Origin of the sequence: Pedobacter sp. MR22-3, assembly GCF_026240075.1 — a bacterium.
Classification (GTDB): Bacteria; Bacteroidota; Bacteroidia; order Sphingobacteriales; family Sphingobacteriaceae; genus Pedobacter.
The window spans coordinates 217,145-236,594 of record NZ_JAPIVF010000001.1; the positions used below are offsets into that span (position 1 = coordinate 217,145).

Genomic DNA, 19,450 nt, shown 5'->3' on the forward strand with positions numbered 1-19,450 from the left:
AATATCAGCTATGAAATTACATTTACCTTTTGTTACTTAACCATTTGGCGTTCATATCTCCCTATTCTTCAAAAAAGGCAATTTCACGGATGATTAATTTCACGATTTAACAAATTACTTATTCTAATGATTGTGAAATTTTATTCTGCGAAACTTTACCACACCACAATTAACCAATTCCCTTTCCATCAGATCGTATAGAAATACTTATGCAAAAAAATCCGGAAATTAATTTCCACTTTTTAAGGAATTAAAGCTCGCGATGGTAAATACAGATTGATTTAACGTTTCAATTGCTCACTTATTAATCATCTTAAATAACTTTGAGCCAGAACAATTAAAATCAATTCGAAGTGGTCTAATTTTCTTCAAAAATTGTTTTCTATCTTGGGATAATTTTAAATATAAAACACCGTTAACTAACATGTCACAACGTGGAGATGTTAATAACTTTTACTTTTTAACACAAACATTTGGATGACATTTGTATAATTGATACCTTTGACAAATCAACAATAAGCCAAAATGGTTTACGTTACTGTGTAAGTGAATACCCAAACATAACTGTATAACATGATTAAAAAATTTTTGTTTTCATCCATAATTGCTATCTGTACGCTCTCAACTGCATTTGCACAAACAAAAACAAAAGAATCTGGTAAAGACTTAAATGATCCTGACAACTTAGCTTCACAATACTTTTCTCAGGTTATGGGTGTAGCGGTAGATGCAACATCGAACTTAAAATTATATAAGTTTATTTACGAATGGATCGGAACACCTTACAGTTATGGTGGTTCAAGCAAAAAAGGGATTGATTGCTCTGCTTTTACCAAAGCGATATACGACAAAGTTTTCAACACTACAATCAGAAGAAATTCTCGTGATATCTTTAGTATGGTAGACCCATTATCTAAAGAAGATTTAAAAGAGGGTGACCTCGTTTTCTTCAAGATAAGAAGCAGAAGTATTTCTCATGTTGGTATCTATCTTGGTGATAACAGATTTGCACATGCATCGAGTTCACGTGGTGTCGTGATCAGCAATTTAAATGAGCCCTATTACAGTCGTTATTTTTACAAGGGCGGCCGCGTTTTAGAATCATTTAAAAAAGAATTTACAGTAGAATAAATACGATTGTAGATTTACGATCTTTGATTAAACAGATATAGTCCTCCAGAAGTAATTTTGGAGGATTTTTTTTATCCCATCCATAGCCGATGAAATTCATAAAGACATCTTTTTTAACCCTTTCCGCAATCGTTACCATCTTCAGTTGCACCAACAATAGTGCACAGGTGGTGGTATCAACAGCTAAAACAGATACTGTAGTTATAAAAATAAAAGATACCATTTCCATCACCGCCGTTGGCGATATCATGCTGGGCTCAGCCTTTCCATCCACTTCAAACCTTCCTGCTGATGATGCAGTGAATAGTTTTCAGGCGGTTGATAGCCTATTAAAGGGTGATATTGTTTTTGGTAATCTGGAAGGTTGTTTTTTAAACTCAGGTCATTCTACAAAATGTAATGGCATTAATCCCAATAATTGCTATGCATTCAGAATGCCGGAGCGCTATGCCGGTATCTATAAAAAAGCAGGCTTTAATGTATTAAGCATTGCCAATAACCACGTGGGCGATTTTGATTCGAGAGGAAGAAAAAACACTGCCAGAATTTTAGATTCGTTACAAATTCATTATGCTGGTCAGCTGAACAAACCTTTCGAAATTTTTGAAAAGGATAGCGTGAAATATGCTTTTTGTGCATTTGCGCCAAATGAAAATACCGTTTCCATTAATAAAATTGAAAGTGCAAAAACTTTAGTTGCACATCTGAAAACAATGGCAGATATCGTGATTGTCTCCTTTCATGGTGGTGGCGAAGGCGCCAGGTTTGAACATGTGCCACGTAAAAATGAAATATTTTATAAAGAAAACAGGGGCAATGTTTATGCTTTTGCCCATGCTGTAATAGATGCTGGTGCAGATGTGGTTTTAGGTCACGGCCCGCACGTTACCCGAGCCGTAGAAGTTTATAAAAACAAGTTCATTGCTTATAGCCTCGGAAACTTTTGCACTTATGGCATGTTCAGTCTGAAAGGCAATAACGGCATTGCACCATTGCTTCAGTTGAAGGTAAATGCCAAAGGTAATTTCCTTTACGCCGATGTGACATCTATACAACAAGATAAAATTAAACGGTTAACACGGGATGAAAGCCACCGTGCTTTTAAACGCATGAAGGAGTTAACAGATATAGATTTTGCAGGCCATCAGCTCAATTTTGAAAACAACAGGATTACTTTAAAAAATTAATTTCCTGTTACACCAATTCTGATTTATTTCCGAATCTTTGTTACTTACTGAAGTTAAACAGCATATGAAAAAAGGACTAGTTCTTCATTACATCATCGGCATCGCTGCAGCAGTTTTAGTATTGGCCGCAGCTTACTACATCAACCAGAATCCTAAAAACCTGCTATCTGCTGGAATTATTATTTTGGCTGGCTGTCTGGTTGCATTTAGCCAGTATCAGATTATAAAGCATAAAAGAAAAAACAAGCACTAATACCGATTAAAGGTTGTTTATCCAGCGATCTTATAGGAAGAGTATTAACTCTCGTCTTTGGTATTTTTAACAAGCCCAATTCCAGACACGAAGAATATCAATCCGATAATACCGTACACAAATAAGCCACGTGTATTCTGACTGTGGTTGACAAAGCCATATCCGGCATAGATGAGTCCGATAATGCCCAGAACAGTTAATATGGTTCCGAAAGTGCGTTTTATATTCATGATTTTAGATTAATAGTGTAAATACAACAAATACCAACTTTTGTTTTAAAGCGCACAAAAAAAGCCACGTCCTTTTTTAAAACGTGGCTTAAATTTATTTATTCAGCATTACCAAACACCTAGCCTGTTTTCTGGAGCCAGATACATTTTAGCTGTAGTGGGTATATTAAATGCCTTATAAAATGCTTCCATGTTATAGACGGTGCCATTTACCCTAAAAATTTCCGGACTATGTGGATCAGTCTTAATACGAACACGCATTGATTCATCTCTGGTTTTCATTCTCCAAACCTGAGCGAAACTTAAAAAGAATCGTTGATCTGGTGTAAATCCATCGATTTTCTTATCGCTTTTAGCTTGTTCGGTTAATTTAAAGGCATCATACGCAATATTCAAACCACCAATATCAGCCAGATTTTCACCTAAAGTTAATGAACCATTCACATGCTGATTATCCAAAAGTGTAAACTTATTATATAATGCAACTACTTTATCGGCTTTACTTTTAAATTTCGCGGCATCTTCTTTCGTCCACCATTCTTTTAAATTACCAGCTGCATCATATTGTCTGCCCTGATCGTCAAATCCATGTGTCATTTCATGGCCGATAACGGCACCGATAGCGCCATAATTAATGGCATCATCAGCATTGAAAGCAAAAAATGGAAATTGCAGAATGCCGGCTGGAAATACAATTTCATTATAGGCAGGGTTATAGTAGGCATTTACTGTAGGCGGTGTCATAAACCATTCCGTTTTATCAACCGTTTTACCCAATTTAGCCATCATCTCTTTATAACCGTGCTTTCTTGCCGATTGAAGGTTAGCGAAATATGTACTTCTCGAAATTTCCACATCATCATACTTTTTCCATTGATCAGGATAGCCTATTTTTTTGATAAATGCATTTAACTTCTCGAGGGCTTTCTTTTTAGTTTCGGCAGACATCCAATCTACTTTTTTGATTCGTTCTGCATATACTTTCTGCAGGTTATTCACCAATTCCAACATACGTTTTTTAGCTTCAGGCTTAAAATATTGTTCGGCATAAAGCTGTCCCAGTAAGTCGCCCAGATTACTATCCGTATTGTTAACCATTGTTTTCCATCTTTCAGTTTGTGCAAGCTGGCCATACAAGGTTTTACTAAAGAATTCAAATTTTGCCGTTCTAAAGGCTTTAGTAAGTGCATTTGCAGCATTATTCAGTGCATCAAACTTTAGTTTTTCCTTCCAGGTTTCAATGGGCTGGCTTTTTATCAGGGCAGATAATGCCTGGTAATATTTTGGCTGTCTGACAATAATGCTATCCGTTGATGCGCCAAGATTTTTCAGTACCGTATTAAAATTGATATTTGGAATTTGTTTCTGGAAATCTGCAACCGCCAGCTTGTTATAATTTTTCTGAGGATCACGCAATTCAACCGGGGTTGAATGTGATTTTGCCAACATGGTTTCCAGCTTTAAAATATGGTCGGCATAGGAGGAGGCATGAGCAGAATCTCCGGCAAGGTTAAATATTTTGGTGATGTATTTCAAATATTCTGTCCTGATTTTTTTTGCCTTATCATCCTGATCGAGATAATAACTACGTTCTGGTAAATTTATCCCTGTCTGGGTAAAGATAAGCACGTTTTTTGAACTCATTTTATCATCCGGATCAACACCAAAACCGAATAAGTCTCCATTGCCATTTTTAAAACCTTCAGATACAAAATTAATGAGATCCTCATCGTTTTTAATACCATCTATTTTCTCCAACAGTGGCTTTACTGGCATTACACCAAGCTTTTCGATGGTTAAAGAATCCATTCCACTGGCATAAAAATCGCCTACCTTTTGTTCATTACTACCCTTTGCTACTTTGCTTTTAGCCGCGTTTTCCAGAATGACCTTTAAATTTTTAAGGTTATCATTATACAAGGTATAGAAAGAACCCCATCCGGTTTCTGTTTGTGGGATTTGCGCATTTTTCATCCATTTTCCATTGGCATAAAGGAAAAAGTTATCGCCGGGTTTTACTGTCGAATCCATTCCGGCAGTATCAAAAAAAACAGTCCGCTGATCTGTTTCTGTAGCTTGATGATTTTTATCATTCTGACAGGCTGCGAATAACATTATTGCCGCCGCAGAGAGAAATAAATTCTTTTTCATGTAGTATAATCTAGTTAGGAAAAAATAAAGCTACAAAAAGCATTATGTAGTTTGTATGATTTTTTTTTAACTTCAAAAAAAATCTAATTATGCAGTACACTATTTACATTCTCATTTTCCTGGCGATTATTATTTTGCTAAGCTCATTTGTTACTGTTAAACAAGGAACCATAGCAGTAGTAACGGTTTTCGGAAAATACCGTAGACAACTCAGGCCAGGATTAAACTTCAAAATCCCACTAATAGAGCAAATTTATTCCAGAATTTCAATTCAAAATCGCTCTGTTGAGTTGTCATTTCAGGCAGTTACCCAGGATCAGGCCAATGTTTATTTTAAAGCAATGCTTTTATATTCTGTTGTTAACCAGGATGAAGAAACCATCAAAAACGTAGCCTTTAAGTTTGTAGATGCAACCAATTTAATGCAGGCACTGATCAGAACAATAGAAGGTTCCATCCGTGCTTATGTGGCTACCCAGAAACAGGCCAATGTTCTGGCGCAACGTAACGAAATCGTTTTGCATGTTAAAGAGCAGATAGACCAGGTTTTAGATGGATGGGGTTATCATTTACAAGATCTTCAATTAAATGACATTACATTCGATGAAGAAATTATGCGCTCCATGAGCCGTGTAGTTGCTTCCAATAATTTAAAGGCAGCTGCAGAAAATGAAGGTCAGGCCTTATTAATTACCAAAACCAAAGGTGCCGAAGCAGATGGTAACGCCATTAAAATTGCAGCGACTGCCGAGCGGGAAGCTGCACAACTCCGTGGACAGGGTATTGCTTTGTTCAGAGAAGAGGTAGCAAAGGGTATGACCAATGCCGCGCATGAAATGCAACAGGCAAATTTAGATACTTCAGTTATTTTATTTACCATGTGGACGGAAGCGATTAAACAATTTGCCGAATATGGTGAAGGTAATATCATTTTCCTGGATGGCAGTACAGAAGGCATGAATAAAACCATGAAAGAAATGATGGCCATGCAGTTAAGTCAAAATCCTCCAAAGAAAGACTAATATATTCTGCTATATAGAGAGACTGTTGCTGAAATGCAGCAGTCTTTTTTTTGCCCTGTATAATTTCGTTTTGGCTAAATCAAAAATGGATTAGGCTAAATAGTGTACTCAAAAATAATGGAGTTTTGTACAGTGATTAAAGAGATACGTATGCGGGATCTCAAAACTCATGTAACATTATTTATGAAATTAAAATAAATCGCTATGAAAGTTTTTGTAACAGGAGCAACAGGCTTTGTTGGTTCAGCTGTAGTAAAAGAATTAATTAATGCCGGCCACCAGGTTTTGGGTTTAGCCCGAAATGAAGCTGCAGAAAAAGCACTATTGCTGGCCGGTGCCGAAGTGCATAAGGGTGACCTGGAAGACCTGGAAAGTTTACGCAGAGGAGCAAATGCTGCTGATGGGATTATACATACTGGATTTATTCATGATTTTAGCCGTTTTAGAGCCGTATGTGAAATTGATCGTGTAGCAATAGCGACTATTGGAAATGAAATAACGGGAACGGATAAGCCCTTTATTGTTACCTCCGGAACGTTGATCGTGAGCCCTGGTCAACTGGCTACTGAAGATAAAATGCCTGATTATAATGGTCAAAATCCCCGGATTGCTACAGAAAAAGCAGTTGATGAACTTGCTAAAAAGAATGTCCGCATATCAGTTGTCCGTTTATCGCCATCAGTTCATGGCGAAGGCGATGTGCATGGCTTTATACCCATGCTTATTGATATTGCCCGCCAAAAGGGTTCATCAGCCTATATAGAAGATGGCGCAAACCAATGGACAGCTGTTCATCGTCTTGACGCCGCTGTTCTTTTCAGATTGGCTTTGGAGCAGGCCAGGCCTGGAGCTCGTTTTCATGGTGTGGCGGAAGAATCAATAACCTTTAAATCGATAGCTGAAGCCATTGGTAAGCAGCTGAACTTACCTGTTGTATCAAAATCAAACGATGAAGTTGCTGCCCATTTTGGCTGGTTTGAACATTTTGCAAATATTGACGGGCCTGCTTCAGGAAAATTAACCCGTCAGCGTTTGCATTGGGAGCCCCAATATTCCGGTTTAATTCAGGATTTGGAGCAAGGGATTTATTTTACGTAAATTATAACCATGGAAAACTTGAGCCGCTACCACTTTAAAACAATATCAGAATATCATAAACTGGCTGGATTGCCCAAGCCTGGGCATCCGTTAATTAGCGTTGTTAACATGGAGGAAGTGCAAATGCAGGTGAATGGACGATCAAAGACGATGATTTTTGATTTTTATTCCATAGCACTAAAGCGTGTTCCGGATGCTAAAATTAAATACGGACAGCAAATGAGCGACTTTGATGATGGTGTGTTATTTTTCATGGCTCCGGGTCAAGTTTTTACCGTTGAAGTTAATCAGGATCAATACCATCGTCCAACTGGCTGGATGATTCTGTTCCATTCAGAATTACTCTGGAATACGCATCTGGCTAAAACCATAAAAGATTATGATTTCTTCGACTATGCCTTATTTGAAGCCCTGCATGTTTCTGAAAATGAAGAAACAATTCTTAATGCCATTGCCCAATTGGTAAAAAATGAAACCAATAGCAATATCGATCACTTTACTCAGGATGTCGTGATCGCGCAAATAGCATTGCTTCTCAATTATGCACAACGTTTCTACGGACGGCAATTTATTACACGTAAAGCCATCAATCATCAGCTACTTGATCAACTGGAAGAGATTGTTAAGGGTTACTTTGCAAATGATAATCTTGGCCTTAGGGGATTGCCTACGGTAGGTTACATCGCTGAAAAACTAAATGTTTCGCCAGGTTATCTTTCCGGACTATTAAAAACACTTATTGGACAGAATACACAGCAATATTTACATCAAAAACTGATTGACCTGGCTAAAGAGAAACTCTCTACCACAAATCTTTCCATTAGTGAAATTGCTTATGCACTTGGTTTTGAACATTTGCAATCTTTTACAAAGCTGTTTAAATCCAAGACAAACCTTACCCCCTCGGCGTTCAGGCAATCTTTTAATTGAAATCTGGTCTTGAGGTTAATTCCAAAAAAAATCGGGCGATCTGAAATAGATCGCCCGATTTTTTTCACTTTTTATGATTAAAGTTTAGGTACCGCTGCACCTCCTAAATTCATTACATAATTACCAGATTGCTGCATAAAATCACCCATCACTTTTAAAGATTCATCTTCAATGAAATCAAAAGTATCCTGTTTGGTTATTTTCTCTCCTTTCTTAATTGCAGGCAAGCCTCTCAAAGCCCTTAAATCATTTTGTCTGGCCAAAGATTTGGCTTCCTGGGCTTCTCGTTCAGCTTTAAGCTTGGCCTCATTCAAGGGAACAGAAACTTCCTTATCACGCTTTTTCAATTCAGCAATATCCTCTTTCAGGTATTTAAAATCCAAAGAGTTTGAGATACGTTGTTCACTGTTTTTCATGAGTCCTGCTTTTACAGCTGAGAGGTTAGCCACTGCAGTAAAATTAGAACTCGGAATAACATCCCAGGGCAATGCCGATGGTTCAGTATCCTCTCCGATTTTATCCATTGGATAAAGTGAAGGAAAAATAACATCCGGTAAAACACCTTTATGCTGCGTACTGCTTCCGGCCACACGGTAAAATTTAGCCATGGTAAGGTTAATCTGGCCTAAGTTAATATCTGAAGCATTAGTTGAAGTTGGTGAAGTACCAAGTGTTTTGTCTTTCGTTACCAGGCCGGCAATTTTCTGCAACATGCCCGGGTTAACCAGTTTATTCAAATCAATAGATGATTGAACAGTTCCCTTACCGTAAGTTTGACTACCCATAATAATTCCACGTCCATAATCCTGTATCGCTCCGGCAAAAATTTCTGAAGCTGAAGCACTTAAACGGTCAACTATAACACCAAATGGTCCATTCCAGGCCACACCTGCATTTTCATCTTCATCCACTTCGATCTTGCCTCGCAGATCTTTTACCTGAACAACTGGTCCGCGGTCAATAAATAAGCCTGTAAGGGAAATCGCTTCTACAAGAGATCCGCCGCCGTTGCCGCGTAAATCCATTACAATAGCATCAACCTTATCAATATTTTTCAAAGAATCCACTAATTTCCGTACATCACGGGTTGTACTTTTATAGTTCTTGTCTCCTGCATTAGCCGCTTTAAAATCAGCATAGAAAGCAGGAAGTGAAATCACGCCAATTTTATAGTTCTTGCCATTGGTTGTTACCGTTTTTACTTTTTTCTTAGCAGACTGATCTTCGAGAATAACCTTCTCGCGCATCATCTCAATAATGACGGGCTTAGAAGACATTTCTTTTCCAACCGGAATAACTTTTAAGCGTACTTTAGTTCCTTTCGGACCTTTAATTTTACTGACAGTGGCATCTAATCTCCACCCTACAATATCCACAAAATCATCATTTCCCTGGGCAACAGCAATAATCCGATCACCCGCAGTCAATTGTTTTCCTTTAAACGCTGGTCCGCCGGGGATAATTTCGGCAATCTTTACTACTTCATTTTCCAGTTGTAAACGTGCACCAATACCTTCAAAAGATCTTGACATTTCTTCATTAAATTCTGTTGCTCTTGCCGGAACAAAATAATTGGTGTGTGGGTCAATTGATTCTGTAAAGGCATCCATCAGGATCTGAAAAACATCCTGATTATTATTTTTAGCGATCTGCGATTTTAAGTTCTGATAACGTTTGGTAAGCGTCGTAACATTTTTATCCTGGGCAGAGCCAGCCAGGTTTAAATTAATCAGTTCATACTTTACCCTTTTTTTCCAGGTATCATTTAATGCTGCTGTTGAAGGTGCCCATGGCAGCTTTTCACGATCGTAAACATAGGTGTCATTCTGGTTGAAATCGTATTTATTTTTAATCTGCGCCAGCGAATAGGCAAAATATTCATTCAGTCTTTTTGCGTAAACATTATAGATATAAAACGGACCACTCAGGTCACCATTTTTAAAGTCATCATCCAGCGTATACCTGTATTTCTCAAATGCGGCAATATCAGAAGCTAAGAAATAATTTTTCCCCTGGTCTAAAGCCTTAATATATTTATCAAGGATTAAAGAAGAAATGGAATCATTTACCTGAACTTTTTTATAGTTATAGCTTTCAATCAGGTTGACTACTTCTTTGATCACAAGCTGTTGTTGCTGGTCAGGCATAACATTCGCAATGCCATCCACTATTGGCTGGGGCTTTGGAGCAGCATGACATGCAATCACTGCTGCCGTAAAAATTACAAAAAATACTCTCTTCAACATCTTTTTAAATGATTTAAAATCCATTTTCAATTCTATATAGCCAATATGATACCATTTTAACGAAAAAACAAAAAAGAGACAGCATTATTACCGTCTCTTGTTAAAACTGATCAAATCTAACCAAAAGCTTCTTATTTAACAATTCTAAAATGGTAACGTAATTAGATTTAATTTGTTTTAAGATCTTAGATCATCAGGCTTTTATGCCGGATTGACCACAAGAATTTGGAAATGAATTTTTGTGAACAAAAATCTTTGTTCGATTGCCTTTTATAGTGAAAGTAGCAGGGATATTATTTTAAACCCTTTTTAGGATTTGTTTTAGCGGAAATCATTTCCCTTGCATCACGAATCTGGCCTTTATATTGTGTAATTTTTACCGAATTGGCAAACCACTCTGCAGCTTTAAGATCCCTTAAAGCCAAGGTAAAATCTTTCTTTTTTATTTTAACCTGCACAATGCCCAAAACTGATTCAAGGTAGGCATTATTGCTTTTTAACTGTTTGGCCAGCATGCCTTGCTGGGTATAAAACCACATGGATTGTGTGGATTTATTATTGGCCAGATAGACCTTACCAAGTAAGCCATAGGTATTCATCAGGCCATTTCTGCTGCCCATTTTAGAATAGTTTTTAAGCGCAACATTTAATAGAATTTGTTCTGCATCACCAAAACGACCGAGCATATAATGCATATTGCTCATTTTTATAATGGCCTGACCGTACCTATTAAAGTTTTTAACTGAATTATATTCAAATGCGGCCTTGCCAAATAAGGTCAATGCTTCATTAAAATCGCCCTTTTTTTCAAAACTCTCCGCTTCTTCATAAAAGGAATTGCCATCTACCAGATCAAATTTTGATACCGATATTGTTATCGCATTGCCAGTAGCGGGCTCCTGGCTATCAAAATTTTGAGCATGTAGTTGAAATGAGGCAAAAAGGCTTATGAGCGCCAATACAATTTTGGACATGCAACAAAAATAATACTTTATATTTAACTTTAGTTAAATACCTGTAAATTAACATCAAAAGATGCCCAAACCATGTAAGGGTGTGAATCGCAATGATAAATTTCACCAGTATTGGAGATGCCAATAACTCCTGCAAAACCATCAAATGATTTAAGTTCCCGGAAAGATTTGTCGCAGGCATCTTTTAAAGAAAACCCGTCGGTAACCCTGGTCACTATTTTTGAGGCCAGTGCACCACTCACAATATCTTCGCCAACTCCGGTACAGGAAACACCGGCAAACTGATTAGCGTAGTTACCTGCTACTGTAGCTGAATCACTTACTCTACAAGGAATTTCAAATCCTTTTCCTCCTGTAGATGTAGCCGCCGCAATATTGCCGTCCGCATCTAAAGCCACACAACCTACAGTTCCCTTATTGTTTTGCTGGTTTATCTTCGCTTCATATTCAGATTGCCGCTGATCAGTAACCGGATTAAAATACCTAAACCCTTTTTCACGTGCAAAGTGTTGCGCACCTTCACCACTCAGTACCCGGTCATCATATGCCAATAAACTTTGTGCAATCTGAATGGGGTTCTTTACCTCTTCTACATTAATCACACCGCTGAATTTTTCCGTCTTCCCATCCATTAAGGAAGCGCTTAAGCGTACTTTCCCGTCACTTTGAATCTGAGAACCAATCCCTGCATTAAACAGTTCATTATCCTCAAGCAAAGCAACCGTATAAACAACTGTTTCAAGTGCAGAATGATTTTCCAGGTAAGCGTAACCAAGCTGAACAATAGCAGACAGTGCATCCTGTTTGGCTTTCTTTGTTTCCTGATTGGTTGATGACTCGCTGAAAAAGCCACCATGTATAATTAATTTCATTTTTAAGAGATTGAGATGTTAGATATGAGAAGTTAGATTGAAGTGCTAAGCCCTGAACTTTTTAGCGTTGAGCGATAACCTCAGGCCTTCTACCTGGTAAACCTTCAACCTTTCACTATTCTATCGGAACAACTTTTGGATGGTGGATCACCAGGCTATGATCAGTCAGATCGTAAACATCGCCGTCACACATCACATGCACCACCATATTTTTGATAGATACAGGCTGACCCATTTCTACATCGGTTAAATTGGTATCAGCCATCTGACGGCCATCAACCAGGATTACCATGCCTGAACCAATGGCTTCCATGATGTGTCCATCCGAGATAAATAAGCCCGTGTCTTCACCCAGGCCGATCCCCAGAATCCCGGGATTACTCGCAGCGGCATAAAGTAATCTTCCAATCCGCCCGCGCTGCACGAAGTGTGTATCTACAATTACATCATCAATAAAACCCAGTCCGCCTGTAATTTTCACCTCACCCTTTAGCAAGGCATCCTTACTGCTTCCCTGATAAATCATATTCTTGGAACTTGCCGCCGCACCTGCTGATGTTCCGGCAATAACTACGGGTTCCGTTTTATATTTATCAATCAGAATCTGATGGATTTTGGTTCCACCGAAAATAGATGATAGCCTTAACTGATCTCCTCCGGTAAAAATAATCACTTCAGCGGCCTTAATGCGCGCGCAATTTTCTTCGGCATTTGCTTCTTCCCGATTGGTTATGTTCAATACGCCAACATTATGCACATCTAACTGGGCATAAGCCTTAATGTATTCTTCCCCCACTTTTTCGGGCATTAAAGAGGCCGTGGTAATGATTTCGAACCTCGATTCAACATCTCTGACTGATTCTGTCGTAATTCTCTTTAAAATTCCCCGTTCGAAAAAATTCATATTTTCGGGCAATCCGAATTGTGTTTCTGCAAAGCTGCCTGTATTTATTGCACCTCCAATAATGATGAGTTTGCCCTTAGGAACCATTTTATGTGTATTAGTATTCTATCAAAAAACCCAAATATATCAGGTTAAGATAAAAAACACGACTTTTTTTGTCAATAATTCTGCAATTATCAACAATGGTTGAAATAATTATGAATAATTTGAGTTAAAGTTAGGTCTGAAAATAAAACAAATCACCTATGAAATTGATTTAGCTATTTGAATTGCCAATTTTCAAAATAAATGCATAATTTACAATCATCAATTTTAGTCTCTCCATTTGAAAAAAGGTTCGCCTAAAATCCGTTCTTTTAATCATAACGACAAAACATTACATGAAGATACATAACATACAAGTATTAAGAGGACCAAATATATGGTCGATTAACCGCAAAAAACTCATCCAGATGAGACTGGATTTAGAGGAGCTGGAGCAAAGACCAACCAATCTGATTGAGGGGTTTAGTGAGCGAATAGAAAAATTATTACCCAGTATGTTTATACACCGCTGCTCTAAAGGTGTGGAAGGTGGTTTCTTTACACGCGTTAAAGAAGGCACTTGGATGGGGCATGTGATTGAACATATTGCCCTTGAAATTCAAACCATTGCCGGAATGGAAACTGGCTTTGGCAGAACCCGCCAAACCAAGACTGAGGGGATCTACAATGTCGTATTCAGCTATTTGGAAGAAAAAGTAGGCGTTTATGCCGCAGAGGCGGCAGTGAAAATCGCTCAGGCACTGATTGATAATGAAGAATATGATTTGGAGCATGATATCAGGAGGATGAAGGAAATCCGTGAACTGGAAGCCCTTGGCCCAAGTACAGGATCAATTGTTCAGGAAGCAGTGAGCAGAAATATTCCATGGATCAGGTTAAATAAAAGTTCGCTGGTGCAGTTGGGTTATGGCAAAAACCAGGTGCGTTTCAGGGCAACCATGACTGAAAAAACCAGCAGCATTGCCGTTGACATTGCCAGCAACAAAGAAGAAACCAAGCGCTTATTAACCGAAGCAGCCATTCCCGTAGCTTCAGGTGTAACCATTTCGAATCCAGATGAACTGGAAGCATCGGTAAATAAAGTAGGTTTTCCTTTAGTTTTTAAACCACTGGATGGAAATCACGGCAAAGGTGCCACCATTAATGTTAAAACCCTGGAGGCTGCCAAAGAAGCTTTCGAATATGCGAAGACGTATTCGAGAAAAGTCATTATAGAAAAATTCATTACCGGCTTTGACTTCCGGGTGCTGGTGATTGACCATAAGGTAGTGGCAGCTGCGCAGCGTGATCCGGCACATGTACTGGGAAATGGTATTCACACGATCCAGGAGTTAATCGATAAGGAAAATGAAGATCCACGTCGCGGTTACGGGCATGAAAATGTATTAACCGAAATCGCTGTTGACCGTGATACTTTAGATTTACTGGCCAAAAAGGAATATACTTTAGAAACCATTCCTGAAAAAGGTGAGGTCGTTTATTTAAAATCAACAGCTAACCTGAGTACCGGGGGAACATCCATCGATGTAACGGATATTGTTCATCCGCAAAATATATTTATCTGCGAAAGAATTTCGAGGGTAATCGGACTGGATATCTGCGGAATTGACATCATGGCGCAAAACCTGACCCAGCCACTAACAGAAAATGGCGGTGTGGTATTGGAAGTAAATGCTGCCCCGGGTTTTAGAATGCACCTGGCACCAAGTGAAGGCTTACCCAGAAATGTTGCCGCTTCTGTTGTAGACATGCTTTACCCGCAGAACAGGCTATCCTCTATTCCCATTATAGCGGTAACCGGAACCAATGGAAAAACCACCACTACACGGTTAATTGCCCATATTATCCGCAGTAACGGTAAACGTGTAGGTTATACCACCAGTGATGGTGTTTACGTGCACAACACCATGCTGATGAAAGGCGATACCACAGGGCCGGTTAGTGCCGAATTTATTTTAAAAGACCCTACGGTAGAATTTGCCGTTCTTGAAACTGCCCGTGGTGGAATTTTAAGAGCCGGACTGGGTTTTAATGCGTGTGATATTGGGGTGATTACCAATATTCAGGAAGATCACCTGGGTATATCTGATATCCATAACCTGGATGATTTAACCCGGGTTAAAGCGGTAGTAGTTGGCGCTGTTCGCCGTAAAGGATGGGCCGTATTAAATGCTGATAACGGCTATTGTGTAAAAATTGCCAGAGATGCACGCTGTAATGTAGCTTATTTCAGCATGGATGAAAACAATCCGGTGATTAAAGAACATTGCAGAAAGGGTGGTATTGCCGCCATATATGAAAATGGTTATATCACCATTAAAACGGGAGACTGGAAATTAAGGGTTGATAAAGCGACACATATTCCGCTTACTTTTGGCGGCGCGGTGAACTTTATGATTCAGAACGTTCTGGCAGCAACATTGTCAACTTACTTATGGGGCTACAAGCCGGAAGATATCCGCTTAGCCTTAGAAACCTTTATCCCATCTGCAGCACATACACCTGGCAGGATGAACGTGTTCCGGTTTAAAGATTTTAAAGTATTGGTAGATTTTGCACATAATCCTGATGGTTTTAATGGCGTGAAAGCATACCTGCAAAGCGTTGAAGCCACAGAACATGTAGGCATCATTTCCGGAACGGGCGACAGGCGTGATGAAGATATTATTGAAACCGCGCGCATCTCGGCACAAATGTTCGATAAGATTTACATTTGCCAGGAAAAATACCTGCGCGGCCGTAAGCAAGATGAACTGATCAATTTATTGATTAAGGGCATTAAAGAGGTAGATCCCAACAAGGAAATCATCATCAATAATAAGAGTACAGAATGTTTGCAAATTGCCATCAATACGGCGAAAAAAGGATCTTACTTAACCATTTTAAGTAACACCATTGATAACACCATCCAGCGCGTAACTGAACATCTGGATAGAGAACTGGAATCTTAAGAAGCAAAAAATCCTCCTGATATGAGCTATCAGGAGGATTTTTTCGTTTCACTCAGGCCAAATTATACCTGAGCATCGCGCAATCTTTTGATTTCATCGTGTGAAGTCCTTAATGAAGCTTTCTGTTCTGAAATCAAGGTTCTGATGTTGGCCGGAAGATCTTCCACTTCTAAAGCCATTTTATAAGCGCTTTGAGCTGCATCTTCTCCACCTTCACAATTATTTAAAACTGTTTTTCTGTCATGGCCTGTAAATAAGGCTTTAACATCCATCCAAGCCCTATATATTTTTCCAGAATTTGTGGTACCTGTATCAATATCTTCTCCTAAAGCAGCGATCTCTGTTCCCAGAGCCATTTTATATTTCTGACTTTCTGAGATCATATCGAGGAATAAGGATTTTAAATCGGCATCGGCATCTTTTAATTCGGTACGTGCTTTTTCATAACCGGCAATACGGTCGTTATTAATTTGCACTAAATCGTTTAATACTTCTGTTGTTATTGTTGCAGTATTCATGTTTTTATAAGTTTTGATGTACTAATGGAACATGATCGGCATGGAATAGTTTATATTTATTTCTAAATTTTAATTCCTGAAAATACTATCGCCTCATTTTCAATCATCAGCTGACATTTCGCCATGATATGATTTCTTTTCAAATAGCTTAAAAATTCCTCGAAACTTTTAAATATCAAAAGACTTTATTTACTGAAAGGTAGCGTATACCTGACGTTTAAGTTCGTACTTTTCAACTAAGTATTAATAGTTAATGCTCTCTGTCAGGTTTCGGTTTCCAATATTTGACTCCTGATTAAACGTCATGAAAATGATTAGATTTTTATCTTTCTCATTTATTATTGCAGCTTAATTGAGTTACTCCAGTAGTTTGGTTTTTGCTTTGCGGTAATCCAGTTTTTGATGTTTTCCAATTGCATATACTATGCCTCCATTTAAGTGCATCAGAAATTTTTGATCGTTCCAACATTCTTTGGTGTGCCCCATTGAAGTGTAAAACGCCCGGCCGCCATCAAAATTATGGTACCAGCTGAAGGGATGAAAATTACCATTATTACCACCCTGATAAGAAGCTTCATCAATCGTGATCAGCACTTTGATATCCGGATTGACATTTTTGAAATTATAAAGCTCATCTGTATGCATCCAGACAGAATCTGTCAGAAACCTGGTTGCAGGGTGCTTTCTATCTTTTATGACAAATCTGGCTTCCTGCACTTTGGGGTGGCTAACAAAGTAAGCACCTACCAATTTGCCATACCATGCCCAGTCATATTCTGTATCTGTTGCGGCATGAATGCCCACAAAGCCTCCTCCCGCCTGGATATAACGTTCAAATGCTGATTGCTGTATGTCGTTCAATACATCACCTGTGGTGCTTAAAAAGATAATGGCAGCATACTTTTTTAAATTACTTTCGGTAAAAAGCTCCGCGTTTTCGGTGGTATCAACAGTATAATGATGTAACTGACCTAACTGGATAATTGCTTTTTTACCTTCTTCAATAGATGCATGTCGATAGCCTTTTGTTTTAGAAAAGACCAGAATACCGGGATAGCTTTGCGCAAATGCGATACTTTGCAGGATGACTAGCGTAATCGCCATTGTTATTATTTTTTTCATCGAAATTTGGTTAGACGTTTAAATGCTTTCTGTAATACAGATAAATTTAGGAAAGTTCTTTGATAATTTCTTTACACCGATCCTCAACTTGTTTACAAACTGGTGCAAACAGGGTATCATCCCAATAAGGATCTGCCAATTCATCATCCTTTAGAAAAAGTTTAACCTTCAACCGCTCCTCTTTTGTCTTGGCCAGATTCTTAACATCGCTTAAATTTTTCCGGTCCATCACCAGAATCAAATCATATGTTGAAAACATAGCAACAGAGAATTGTTGCGCCCTTTGCCTGCTGATGTCATAGCCAGAATCCTGAGCCGCGGCTATACTTCTACGATCAGGTGCCTGACCGATGTGCCAGTTTCCGGTTCCGGCCGATGCAATTTCCCAATCCAAGTTTTCCTGTTTTGCAAGGTGACGCATAATGCCCTCAGCTAAAGGAGAGCGACAAATATTACCCAGGCAAACCATTAAAATTCTCAATGCTATTTAGATTTATACACGTATACAAAGGTATAAGTTTTTCCATCTTGTTCGGTCGTGGTGGTCTGTGTCAATTTTTTGCCATCAAAGAATAACGGCGTTGAAGGGGAAGCAGATAAAACAATCTTGTTACCTTCTCTTTTCCAGGTTTTTACACTCGCATCGTTCATCCTGTCGCAAAGTGCCCCATTAGCACCCGCTACGTAAGAACTATCTTTGGCAAACGATAGTGATAAGTTGGCTACACAACTTTCGGGTCCTGATAGCGCTATATAGTTTTCGCTCGTCTTATCGCCCATGGTCATCGCCGGCTGAACCGTTACTGATTCAATTACCCATTTTTTTGAAACAAGTGTTTTATAAGCATCTTTTGTACAGGCAATCGCAGTGCAAATTAAAAGTACAGATAATAGTTTTTTCATATCGTTAAATGTTGGATGTATGTAAGGTAAAGGAAATTAATGATGAATTTGCTGCATAAAGAAAAATCCCCCATTTCTGGAGGATTTAAATGTGCTGTAAGCAGGTTATCCGTAAATGTCATTCAGCATTTTAGCCAACCGAACACCACCTTTTAATAATTGCTGGTTAAGTGTTTCAGACCAGTCGAAATTGTAGCGGTAGCTTAACCTGGAATCTGGTTTTGCACCTTCATAAATTTTACCACAAATGGTATAGGCATCATAAACGCAATCTTTTAAACTCGTATTTTGCCAATTATAAAGCTCAACGGCTGATGGATGGTTAATCGCTTTGGCAAATTCGGTATAACTGAGCTGTTGATATTCAATTAATTGCTCATCCCAAACACGGTGCAGGTTAGATTTTTCATTAAACCACATCACTGAAACCTTATTCCCGCCTAAATCTTCCTTATGTGCAACGTGCATGGGCTGACATAAATCGCCGGCCATATGCACCAGCATCCTCAGCGCCAGTTTCTTTTCTGATGCCGTACTGCTTGCCTTTTTCAAAACGGCAGTTAAATCGATGATCTTATTGTAAAGGTTTGGTGCTTTTTCCGTTTCTAAAATATGGTAAACCCCCTGCTTATCCAATCCTCCGGGAAGGTTCACAAAATGCCAGTTGTACATGTAATTATAAGTGGAATCTGATTTTATAAAATCGCCCCAGTTGGCAGACATGGCCAAAGATTCTGTTCCTAAAATAGCCCTGATAGCCTTACGGGTTTTGGTCTTTAAGTAACTATCTGCAATTTCTCCGACTACACGGTGACCTATCATCCCCCAGGCATTGGCCTGAACAGGTAAATAGGCGAGCAGGCCAATGACAGCAATGGTTTTTAATTTCTTTTTGATCGATTTAAATTTCATT

The 19,450-nt window shown here is 38.7% G+C and carries 18 protein-coding genes; 7 read left to right on the top strand and 11 right to left on the bottom strand.

All coding sequences use genetic code 11. The annotated features are described in order from the left end of the window. Positions 1-573 precede the first annotated feature (573 nt). From OQ267_RS00960 to OQ267_RS00970, 3 genes are all read left to right on the top strand, one after another. Complete coding sequence (locus tag OQ267_RS00960; RefSeq protein WP_088299706.1) at positions 574-1,131, top strand: C40 family peptidase; 558 nt, start codon at positions 574-576, stop codon at positions 1,129-1,131. 89 nt (positions 1,132-1,220) lie between these two features. After that, positions 1,221-2,318 (top strand): CapA family protein, encoded by a 1,098-nt coding sequence (locus OQ267_RS00965; protein ID WP_265834570.1) that lies wholly within the window; start codon positions 1,221-1,223, stop codon positions 2,316-2,318. A 64-nt stretch (positions 2,319-2,382) separates the two neighbouring features. Further along, entirely contained in the window at positions 2,383-2,571 is a 189-nt protein-coding gene (locus OQ267_RS00970; protein WP_088299708.1) for a hypothetical protein, read from the top strand. 44 nt (positions 2,572-2,615) lie between these two features. Here the strand turns inward: OQ267_RS00970 and OQ267_RS00975 are convergent, their stop codons facing one another. Both OQ267_RS00975 and OQ267_RS00980 read right to left on the bottom strand, forming a co-directional pair. Beyond that, positions 2,616-2,801: a hypothetical protein gene (locus tag OQ267_RS00975; RefSeq protein ID WP_088299709.1), complete on the bottom strand. Its 186-nt coding sequence runs from the start codon at positions 2,799-2,801 to the stop codon at positions 2,616-2,618. 108 nt (positions 2,802-2,909) lie between these two features. Beyond that, on the bottom strand, positions 2,910-4,952 hold the full coding sequence (locus OQ267_RS00980) for a M13 family metallopeptidase (RefSeq protein WP_265834571.1): 2,043 nt from the start codon (positions 4,950-4,952) through the stop codon (positions 2,910-2,912). 89 nt (positions 4,953-5,041) lie between these two features. Between OQ267_RS00980 and OQ267_RS00985 the strand changes: the two genes are divergently transcribed. From OQ267_RS00985 to OQ267_RS00995, 3 genes are all read left to right on the top strand, one after another. Then, the gene (locus OQ267_RS00985) at positions 5,042-5,974 is read left to right on the top strand and encodes an SPFH domain-containing protein (RefSeq protein WP_088299711.1); all 933 of its coding nucleotides are present in this window, start codon (positions 5,042-5,044) and stop codon (positions 5,972-5,974) included. Between the two features lie 204 nt (positions 5,975-6,178). Further along, positions 6,179-7,072, top strand: coding sequence for an SDR family oxidoreductase (locus OQ267_RS00990; protein WP_265834572.1), 894 nt, complete (start codon positions 6,179-6,181; stop codon positions 7,070-7,072). A gap of 9 nt (positions 7,073-7,081) precedes the next feature. Continuing rightward, entirely contained in the window at positions 7,082-8,002 is a 921-nt protein-coding gene (locus tag OQ267_RS00995; protein WP_265834573.1) for a helix-turn-helix domain-containing protein, read from the top strand. A 77-nt stretch (positions 8,003-8,079) separates the two neighbouring features. On the opposite strand, the gene OQ267_RS01000 is transcribed toward OQ267_RS00995, so the two are convergent. From OQ267_RS01000 to OQ267_RS01015, 4 genes are all read right to left on the bottom strand, one after another. Then, a complete protein-coding gene (locus OQ267_RS01000) occupies positions 8,080-10,248 on the bottom strand; it encodes a carboxy terminal-processing peptidase (RefSeq protein WP_265834574.1) in 2,169 nt (722 codons plus the stop codon). Between the two features lie 293 nt (positions 10,249-10,541). Then, a complete protein-coding gene (locus tag OQ267_RS01005; protein ID WP_265834575.1) occupies positions 10,542-11,222 on the bottom strand; it encodes a hypothetical protein in 681 nt (226 codons plus the stop codon). A 29-nt stretch (positions 11,223-11,251) separates the two neighbouring features. Then, a complete protein-coding gene (locus OQ267_RS01010; RefSeq protein WP_265834576.1) occupies positions 11,252-12,094 on the bottom strand; it encodes an isoaspartyl peptidase/L-asparaginase in 843 nt (280 codons plus the stop codon). A 115-nt stretch (positions 12,095-12,209) separates the two neighbouring features. Then, on the bottom strand, positions 12,210-13,085 hold the full coding sequence (locus OQ267_RS01015; RefSeq protein WP_088299717.1) for a cyanophycinase: 876 nt from the start codon (positions 13,083-13,085) through the stop codon (positions 12,210-12,212). 293 nt (positions 13,086-13,378) lie between these two features. Here OQ267_RS01015 and cphA point away from each other — a divergent pair, with 293 nt between their 5' ends. Continuing rightward, positions 13,379-15,994 carry a cyanophycin synthetase gene (cphA, locus tag OQ267_RS01020; protein WP_088299718.1) on the top strand — a complete coding sequence of 872 codons (2,616 nt, stop codon included), beginning with the start codon at positions 13,379-13,381 and terminating at the stop codon, positions 15,992-15,994. Positions 15,995-16,056: 62 nt separating this feature from the next. On the opposite strand, the gene OQ267_RS01025 is transcribed toward cphA, so the two are convergent. From OQ267_RS01025 to OQ267_RS01045, 5 genes are all read right to left on the bottom strand, one after another. Further along, entirely contained in the window at positions 16,057-16,512 is a 456-nt protein-coding gene (locus tag OQ267_RS01025; protein WP_265834577.1) for a ferritin-like domain-containing protein, read from the bottom strand. Between the two features lie 357 nt (positions 16,513-16,869). Beyond that, positions 16,870-17,634 (bottom strand): ThuA domain-containing protein, encoded by a 765-nt coding sequence (locus OQ267_RS01030; protein ID WP_265834578.1) that lies wholly within the window; start codon positions 17,632-17,634, stop codon positions 16,870-16,872. Between the two features lie 46 nt (positions 17,635-17,680). After that, on the bottom strand, positions 17,681-18,115 hold the full coding sequence (locus OQ267_RS01035) for a low molecular weight protein-tyrosine-phosphatase (protein ID WP_265834579.1): 435 nt from the start codon (positions 18,113-18,115) through the stop codon (positions 17,681-17,683). Between the two features lie 2 nt (positions 18,116-18,117). Beyond that, positions 18,118-18,537 carry a hypothetical protein gene (locus tag OQ267_RS01040; protein ID WP_265834581.1) on the bottom strand — a complete coding sequence of 140 codons (420 nt, stop codon included), beginning with the start codon at positions 18,535-18,537 and terminating at the stop codon, positions 18,118-18,120. Between the two features lie 105 nt (positions 18,538-18,642). Next, positions 18,643-19,449, bottom strand: a complete 807-nt coding sequence (locus OQ267_RS01045; RefSeq protein WP_265834582.1) for a S1/P1 nuclease — start codon at positions 19,447-19,449, stop codon at positions 18,643-18,645. Position 19,450: the final 1 nt, after the last annotated feature.